Source organism: Exiguobacterium sp. s39 (genome assembly GCF_018618925.1).
Taxonomy (GTDB): domain Bacteria; phylum Bacillota; class Bacilli; order Exiguobacteriales; family Exiguobacteriaceae; genus Exiguobacterium_A; species Exiguobacterium_A abrahamii.
In genome coordinates this window covers 7,814-14,637 of the sequence record NZ_JACSNA010000008.1, presented here as the reverse complement: position 1 = coordinate 14,637, position 6,824 = coordinate 7,814, and the positions used below count along the sequence as shown (strand labels likewise).

Sequence of the window (6,824 nt, the reverse complement as noted above, 5' to 3'; positions counted from 1 at the left end):
CTCTCAGGTCGGCTATGCATCGTCGCCTTGGTGGGCCGTTACCCCACCAACTAGCTAATGCACCGCAAGGCCATCTCAAGGTGACGCCGAAGCGCCTTTCATCAGCGGACCATGCGGTCCGTTGAACTATCCGGTATTAGCTCCGATTTCTCGGAGTTATCCCAATCCTTGAGGCAGGTTCCTTACGTGTTACTCACCCGTCCGCCGCTCATTCCACTGCCTTCCCTCCGAAGAGTTCCGTCAGTTTCCTGCGCTCGACTTGCATGTATTAGGCACGCCGCCAGCGTTCGTCCTGAGCCAGGATCAAACTCTCCATGAAGTGTTTGACTTGCTCGTTTTTGTGACCGAAGTCACGATTGACGAAGCTTGCGCTTCATTCATTTTTATATTCCGTAGAATACGATTTTTGCCTCATCGTTCAGTTTTCAAAGTTCGTCCGCGCCTGTTTTGGCGACTCAATTAGAATACCAAGTCTGAAACAAGAAGTCAACAACTTTTTTGAAATTGTTTTTTACTTGTTTGCCGTAAGCGCTCGTCCTCTTAAGGACATGAATTAATATATCACGATAATTAGACATGCGCAACTACTTTATTAAAATAACTTATAGTTTTTTTAGAGCATGTAAAAACCGCAGACAAGAATGGCTGCGGTTTACTTCATCATCAATGAGACGCGTCTTCTTTTTGCTTCGCTTATATAGAAGAAATACAGTGATTCCGCTAACTTCATTTGTGCTTCTAAATCACCGTAGTCATCATAGCTGATTTCTAAGAGATGACGCTTCATCAAATAATCTTCTTTTGCTTTTGCTAATTCTTCTAACAAACGCTGGTCGTACTCACTGCGAATCTTCTTTCGAAACCAACTCATAGTTCGCGACGTCCCTCCATTGCACGAGATAACGTCACTTCATCTGCGTATTCAAGATCTCCACCAACCGGAAGACCATGGGCAATTCGAGTGATCCGAATACCCGTCGGTTTTAAGAGACGCGATAGATACATCGCTGTCGCTTCTCCTTCGATATTCGGATTGGTTGCTAAGATGACTTCCGTAATCGCTTCGTCCGCTTGAAGACGTGTCAGTAGGCTAGATACATTGATATCCTCTGGACCGATTCCTTCCATTGGACTGATCGCTCCATGCAAGACATGATACAACCCTTGGTAATCTCGCATCTTTTCCATTGCAATGACATCCCTTGAATCTTGGACGACACAGACAATCGTACGGTTTCGGTGTTTATCTGTACATACATAACAAGGATCTTGATCCGTGATATTCCCGCAGACACTACAGTAGGCAATGTCGCGCTTCGCACTGACCAATGCTTTTCCGAACATCAAGACATCGTCCTCTTCCATATCAAGGACATGAAACGCTAGACGAACTGCTGTCTTCGGACCAATCCCCGGCAGTTTCGTAAAACTTTCGATCAAACGACTAATCGCTTCAGGATATTGCAAGTGGTTTCCTCCTACGAATTAAAACATTCCCGGCAGATTCATACCTTGTGTGAATTTCCCCATTTTACTTGCTACGAGTTCATCGACCTTCTTCAAAGCATCGTTCGTTGCAGCTAAGACGAGATCTTGAATCATTTCAACATCATCTGGATCAACGACTTCTTCTTTAATGATGACATCTACGATATTTTTATGACCATCAGCGACGACTGAGACCATTTCTCCTCCTGCTGTACCTGTCACTGTTAAGTCTTTTAGTTCTTCTTGTGCTTTCGCCATATCCTTTTGCATCTTCTGCATCTGTTTCATCATATTGTTCATGTTTCCCATTCCGCGCATCTGTATTCCTCCTCGAATTTAATCTTCGAACTCTACGATATCACCAAAACGACCAAGCGTCTCGGACAATAACTGATCGCTCTCCGATTCTTGTTTTGTTTCCTTCTCTTCTATACTACTACTATTTCGCTTAGCAACAAACTCTGCCTTCAGTTCATGCCAATCCTTTGAGAGAATCGCTAAAATTTCGCGTTTGACGCCACATACTTCATACAACGCTTCTTCAATCACGAAACGTGTTCGTTCATTCGTCATGACCTGCTCAAAGTGCCATCCTTTACCGTCATCGAATTCAATCAGCAACGTATCCGCTGAACAAAGAACCGGTTTACTCTCATGGAGTAACGAGTAGATGGGGCCATCTTCTTTTAAAATCCATTTTAAGATGTGATCCCAGCGTTCTTGAATCTCGCGCAACTGGGCTTTCTCTGCTCGTCCTAACATTTGACGAATCCGCTCTTTGGCGATTCGAACGGTTGGTCGTCCTTGTTTTCGCTTCGGCTGTGCTTGTGGTGCAGCCGCTTCTTGTGCTGGAACACCATTCGACTTCCATTGGTGCATCTGTTCTTTCATTTCGCGGACTTCCTGTTGCAACGATTGGACGATCTGTCCCGTTGTTCTCCCTTGTTCCGCAATTTGAATGAAGGCAATCTCAACGAGTACTCGCGGATGATTCGTCAACCGCATCTGTTGTTGGCAGTCATGTAACTGATCAATGATCGTAAAGCACGTCTCCGCTTCAATCGATTCAACGAATTGTTTGAACTCATCCGTCGGGCGTGCACGCTCTAGCAAATCGAAAGCTGTAGGCGAGGCTTTCAACAACAACGTGTCTCGGTAAAAGAAGACGAGATCCTCAACGAAACGTTTTAGATCTTTCCCCGCTCGTTGCATCGTTTCAAGCGTCTGTAACAACTGATCGACTTGATGTTCATGTAAGGCACGGGCAATATTCAATAACGCTTCATCTTCTACTGCCCCTGTCACTTCAAGAACAGCTGCATCGTTTAGATCACCGTTCGAAAAAGCAACCGCTTGGTCGAGTAGACTCAGCGCATCACGCATACCACCATCTGCCGCTCGAGCGATCAATCGTAATGCTGTATCCGAATACTCGATCGATTGATCGTTTAAGATATATTGCATCCGCTCTACGAGTTGATCGACTTCATGCCGCTTCACATCGAAACGTTGGCAACGCGAGATGATCGTTGCCGGGATTTTATGTGGTTCAGTCGTTGCTAAGATGAAGATGGCGTGCGCCGGCGGTTCTTCTAGTGTTTTGAGCAAGGCATTAAAAGCACCTGTCGACAACATATGCACTTCATCAATGATATAGACTTTATAGGCTGCTTCTGAAGGGGGATATTTGACTTTATCCCGGATTTCCCGAATCTCATCTACGCCGTTATTGGAAGCCGCATCGATTTCGAAGACGTCTGGACTTGATCCTTCTGTAATCGCAAGACACGTCGGGCACGTATTACACGGTTCTTTGACCGGAGCATGCTCACAGTTGATCGCTTTAGCGATGATTTTGGCAAGACTCGTCTTTCCTGTTCCACGAGGACCCGAAAATAGATAGGCGTGGGACATCCGTCCCTCCATCAATGCATTTTGGATCGTACGGGTGATATGCGCTTGTCCAACGACTTCGTCGAATCGTTGCGGACGGTACACGCGGTATAGTGCTTGATAGGCCAAGTTTGCGCCTCCTCTTTTTAAGTTCCTCATTCTATTTTACCTAAAAAAGTCTACAACCGAAACCGGCTGTAGACTTGTCTTTAAAAATTAAACTGCCGCGCACCATATTCTGAAATATGTTCAACATGCGTTACTCACGCAGCCTGCTCAGTCCAAGCACCCCTACAACACACAGAGAGCACCACTTAAGGCTGCTTCCTTCCGGACCTGACCTGGTTCATGGGTATCTGTTGCGTAGGACTCAAACGTCAACGCTACTTACGTGAGGCAGACCACACCAATCATATCCCTCGACATGGAATTCAGTCTCGCTATAGCGGATTGCGAGTGACAGGGAACCGCTACATCCCCACCTAGCACGGCAAATGGTTTATCGATTTTTAGTGGCACCTTGTTTCAGTGCTTTTTCATTATACTGTTTCATCTGGTGTGATGCAACCCATTGCCCGCTTTCGTGCTTTCTTTTTCGCGCGCAGTTCCCGAAAGAACGTCGTTAGCATCTCCCCACACTCTTTTTCTAATATACCGCTCGTCAGCTCCGAGACATGATTGAACCGATCGTCTTGTACTAGATTCATCAGTGTTCCACAACATCCACCTTTCGGATCAACGGCACCAAAGATGACATGTTCGATTCGCGACAGCATGATGGCCCCTGCACACATCGGACACGGTTCGAGTGTCACGTATAGCTCGCATCCTTCAAGTCGCCAATTACCGAGCTTTCGGCAAGCTTCCTCAATCGCGATCAACTCGGCATGTGCCGTCGCTTGTTGATCCGTTTCCCGGTGATTGTAACCTGTCGCGATGACTTCATCCTCTTTGACGATGACACATCCGATTGGAACTTCACCGATCGCTTCTGCCTTTTTCGCCTCTTCGATCGCAAGGCGCATATAGTGTTCCTGTCGTTCCATCGATGATACTCCTCACTCTAAAAAAATTCTCCTTTTGAAATTTCAGCAAGTCGTACTTCTTTGTGCTAAAATATAAATTGCACTTTGCTGAACGGAGGGTCATTGTATATGTTCATAACGGTTGAAGGACCGATTGGTGTAGGCAAAACATCACTTGCGAACGCCATCAGTCACCATTTCTCTTTTTCTATGTTACGCGAAATCGTCGAAGAAAATCCCTTTCTTGGAAAGTTCTATGAAGATATCGAAGAATGGAGCTTCCAGACGGAAATGTTCTTCTTGTGCAATCGCTTCAAACAACTCGATGATATCGAACGTCATTACCTCAGTAAACAACGCTCTGTCGTTGCTGATTACCATATCTTTAAGAACTTGATTTTTGCACACCGCTCTTTGAAGGTAGAGCATCTTGAGAAGTACGAACAAATCTATTCGATCCTGACGACAGACATGCCGAAACCGGATGCTGTCATCTACTTGAACGCAAGCATCGACACCTTGATGAAACGTGTTGCGCTGCGCGGACGAGAAATCGAAGAAAACATGTCACGTGCCTATCTCGAACAATTAGCCGAGGATTACGAGACATTCGTCACGGAATACCAAGCCAAACATCCGGAAGTCAAAATCATCCGTTTCGACGGGGATGCACTCGACTTCGTCAAGCGGCCGGAAGATCTCGAGTACGTCTTGACGACGATCCGGAACGAATTATATGAAGGAGCGAACCACGCATGAACTTGAAGCTACGCGAACAATACAACATTCCGGCAGATGCCGTCATTACGATCGGCGGTATGGTCGGGATCGGTAAATCAACGATCACAAACGGATTAGCAGATGCCCTTGGTTTCCGGACGTCACTCGAAAAAGTCGATACAAACCCTTACTTGGATAAATTCTATCATGATTTCGAGCGTTGGAGCTTCCACCTCCAAATCTATTTCCTCGCTGAACGCTTCAAGGAGCAAAAACGGATTTTCCAATACGGTGGTGGTTTCATCCAAGATCGTTCAATCTATGAAGATACAGGGATCTTTGCTAAGATGCATTTTGAAAAAGGAACGATGTCTCCAACGGATTACGAGACATATTCAAGTTTGTTTGACGCAATGGTCATGACACCATTCTTCCCACATCCGGATCTTTTGATCTATCTTGAAGGTTCGTTCGAACAAGTACTAGAACGAATTCGTCTTCGCGGACGTGAGATGGAGCAACAGACACCAATCGAATATTGGGAAGAGATGTACGAGCGCTATACGAACTGGATCAATAACTTCACGATCTGCCCGGTACTTCGTTTGTCGATCGACGAATACGACTTACTGAACGAACCAGAATCCATCGACCGGATTCTCGCGAAGATTGAAAAGCAACTTGAAGTTGCTCGCATTGCCAATACACGCTAACTGATCAGATCTGCCTCTTAGGCGGATCTTTTTTTGCGCAAAAAAAGGAGACGCGTGTCGCATCTCCCTCGCATTAACCAATTACTTGATTGATTTGTTCCATATGGTGTAGATCATGTTGAGCCATTGCTCCGAGGAACTGACCGATCGTTAATTCTTTGCCTTTAATGACGACCTTGTCCTGCAGACGTTCTTCCGGAATCAATTCGACTGCACGGCGCAACAAGTCACGGCTGACTAAAAACTCATCGATCGTCAAGATCCGTTGCTGCTCACGGCTCATCTTCGCCGCTTCTGCATTGACGGCTTGGCTATCTGGTGCGACACGGAATGGTTCACCCGCGAGCAAGTACGGGATGCGCTCTGCGACCATGAAGCGATCCCATGGTGATAAGTGACCGATGATCTCAGCAATCGTCCATTTACCTTCTGCATACGATGTTCGCCACGCTTCTTCTGAAATCTGTTCTAAGTCTTTTACATATGTCATCGTCATCGCATAATGCGAAAGCAACGATTCTTTTGTTTGTTCGTTCATTTCGTCCACCTCTTCTTCATTTTTCACGTAGGCAACCATAGCACGCACGAAGAAATCGATGCAACAAAAAAGCACCTCAGAATTGAGATGCTTCATAAAAAGCGGAGTCGGTGGGATTCGAACCCACGCGAGCCTTGCGACCCCTAACGGATTTCGAGTCCGTCCCCTTCAGCCGGACTTGGGTACGACTCCATGATTATATTTATTTTTGGGTAAAAAAAAAGAAGTGGAGGAGGCGGTGGGATTCGAACCCACGCACGGCTTTCGCCGCCTGACGGTTTTCAAGACCGTTCTCTTAAACCACTTGAGTACGCCTCCAAGCTATAAAACGTGCATGTCGTTGTCAAAAAAATAAAAATGGAGGAGGCGGTGGGATTCGAACCCACGCACGGCTTTCGCCGCCTGACGGTTTTCAAGACCGTTCTCTTAAACCACTTGAGTACGCCT

Annotated in this window: 8 protein-coding genes, 2 tRNA genes, 1 rRNA gene and 1 other RNA gene; 2 read left to right on the top strand and 10 right to left on the bottom strand. The window is 46.2% G+C overall.

Going from position 1 to position 6,824, the window contains the following annotated elements:
- The 7 genes from KNQ11_RS16550 to tadA all read right to left on the bottom strand — a co-directional run.
- Positions 1 to 319, bottom strand: a 16S ribosomal RNA gene (locus KNQ11_RS16550); the annotation flags it as partial.
- 333 nt (positions 320 to 652) lie between these two features.
- Positions 653 to 871 (bottom strand): YaaL family protein, encoded by a 219-nt coding sequence (locus KNQ11_RS16545; protein ID WP_023469883.1) that lies wholly within the window; start codon positions 869 to 871, stop codon positions 653 to 655.
- Complete coding sequence (gene recR, locus KNQ11_RS16540) at positions 868 to 1,467, bottom strand: recombination mediator RecR (RefSeq protein WP_023469882.1); 600 nt, start codon at positions 1,465 to 1,467, stop codon at positions 868 to 870. Before recR ends, KNQ11_RS16545 begins: the two co-directional genes overlap by 4 nt.
- A gap of 18 nt (positions 1,468 to 1,485) precedes the next feature.
- Positions 1,486 to 1,806 carry a YbaB/EbfC family nucleoid-associated protein gene (locus KNQ11_RS16535; RefSeq protein ID WP_023469881.1) on the bottom strand — a complete coding sequence of 107 codons (321 nt, stop codon included), beginning with the start codon at positions 1,804 to 1,806 and terminating at the stop codon, positions 1,486 to 1,488.
- A gap of 18 nt (positions 1,807 to 1,824) precedes the next feature.
- Positions 1,825 to 3,510, bottom strand: coding sequence for a DNA polymerase III subunit gamma/tau (dnaX, locus tag KNQ11_RS16530; RefSeq protein WP_214772679.1), 1,686 nt, complete (start codon positions 3,508 to 3,510; stop codon positions 1,825 to 1,827).
- Between the two features lie 95 nt (positions 3,511 to 3,605).
- An RNA gene (gene ffs / locus KNQ11_RS16525) (signal recognition particle sRNA large type) lies at positions 3,606 to 3,872 on the bottom strand.
- A 48-nt stretch (positions 3,873 to 3,920) separates the two neighbouring features.
- Entirely contained in the window at positions 3,921 to 4,427 is a 507-nt protein-coding gene (gene tadA, locus KNQ11_RS16520) for a tRNA adenosine(34) deaminase TadA (RefSeq protein ID WP_133208834.1), read from the bottom strand.
- Between the two features lie 108 nt (positions 4,428 to 4,535).
- On the opposite strand from tadA, the gene KNQ11_RS16515 reads away from it, so the two are divergent.
- Together KNQ11_RS16515 and KNQ11_RS16510 are read left to right on the top strand one after the other, a co-directional pair.
- Positions 4,536 to 5,165 (top strand): deoxynucleoside kinase, encoded by a 630-nt coding sequence (locus KNQ11_RS16515; protein ID WP_050679045.1) that lies wholly within the window; start codon positions 4,536 to 4,538, stop codon positions 5,163 to 5,165.
- Entirely contained in the window at positions 5,162 to 5,839 is a 678-nt protein-coding gene (locus tag KNQ11_RS16510; protein WP_029343036.1) for a deoxynucleoside kinase, read from the top strand. Before KNQ11_RS16515 ends, KNQ11_RS16510 begins: the two co-directional genes overlap by 4 nt.
- 73 nt (positions 5,840 to 5,912) lie before the next feature.
- On the opposite strand, the gene KNQ11_RS16505 is transcribed toward KNQ11_RS16510, so the two are convergent.
- From KNQ11_RS16505 to KNQ11_RS16495, 3 genes are all read right to left on the bottom strand, one after another.
- Positions 5,913 to 6,377, bottom strand: a complete 465-nt coding sequence (locus tag KNQ11_RS16505) for a DinB family protein (RefSeq protein WP_214772677.1) — start codon at positions 6,375 to 6,377, stop codon at positions 5,913 to 5,915.
- 102 nt (positions 6,378 to 6,479) lie between these two features.
- A tRNA-Ser gene (locus KNQ11_RS16500) sits at positions 6,480 to 6,569 on the bottom strand.
- Between the two features lie 35 nt (positions 6,570 to 6,604).
- A tRNA-Ser gene (locus KNQ11_RS16495) sits at positions 6,605 to 6,695 on the bottom strand.
- Between the last annotated feature and the right edge of the window lie 129 nt (positions 6,696 to 6,824).

Bases quoted from the DNA above. Each gene is read 5' to 3' on its own strand.
- KNQ11_RS16545 (WP_023469883.1), bottom strand. From the start codon at position 871: ATGAGTTGGTTTCGAAAGAAGATTCGCAGTGAGTACGACCAGCGTTTG.
- KNQ11_RS16535 (WP_023469881.1), bottom strand. From the start codon at position 1,806: ATGCGCGGAATGGGAAACATGAACAATATGATGAAACAGATGCAGAAG.
- tadA (WP_133208834.1), bottom strand. From the start codon at position 4,427: ATGGAACGACAGGAACACTATATGCGCCTTGCGATCGAAGAGGCGAAA.
- KNQ11_RS16515 (WP_050679045.1), top strand. From the start codon at position 4,536: ATGTTCATAACGGTTGAAGGACCGATTGGTGTAGGCAAAACATCACTT.
- KNQ11_RS16510 (WP_029343036.1), top strand. From the start codon at position 5,162: ATGAACTTGAAGCTACGCGAACAATACAACATTCCGGCAGATGCCGTC.
- KNQ11_RS16505 (WP_214772677.1), bottom strand. From the start codon at position 6,377: ATGAACGAACAAACAAAAGAATCGTTGCTTTCGCATTATGCGATGACG.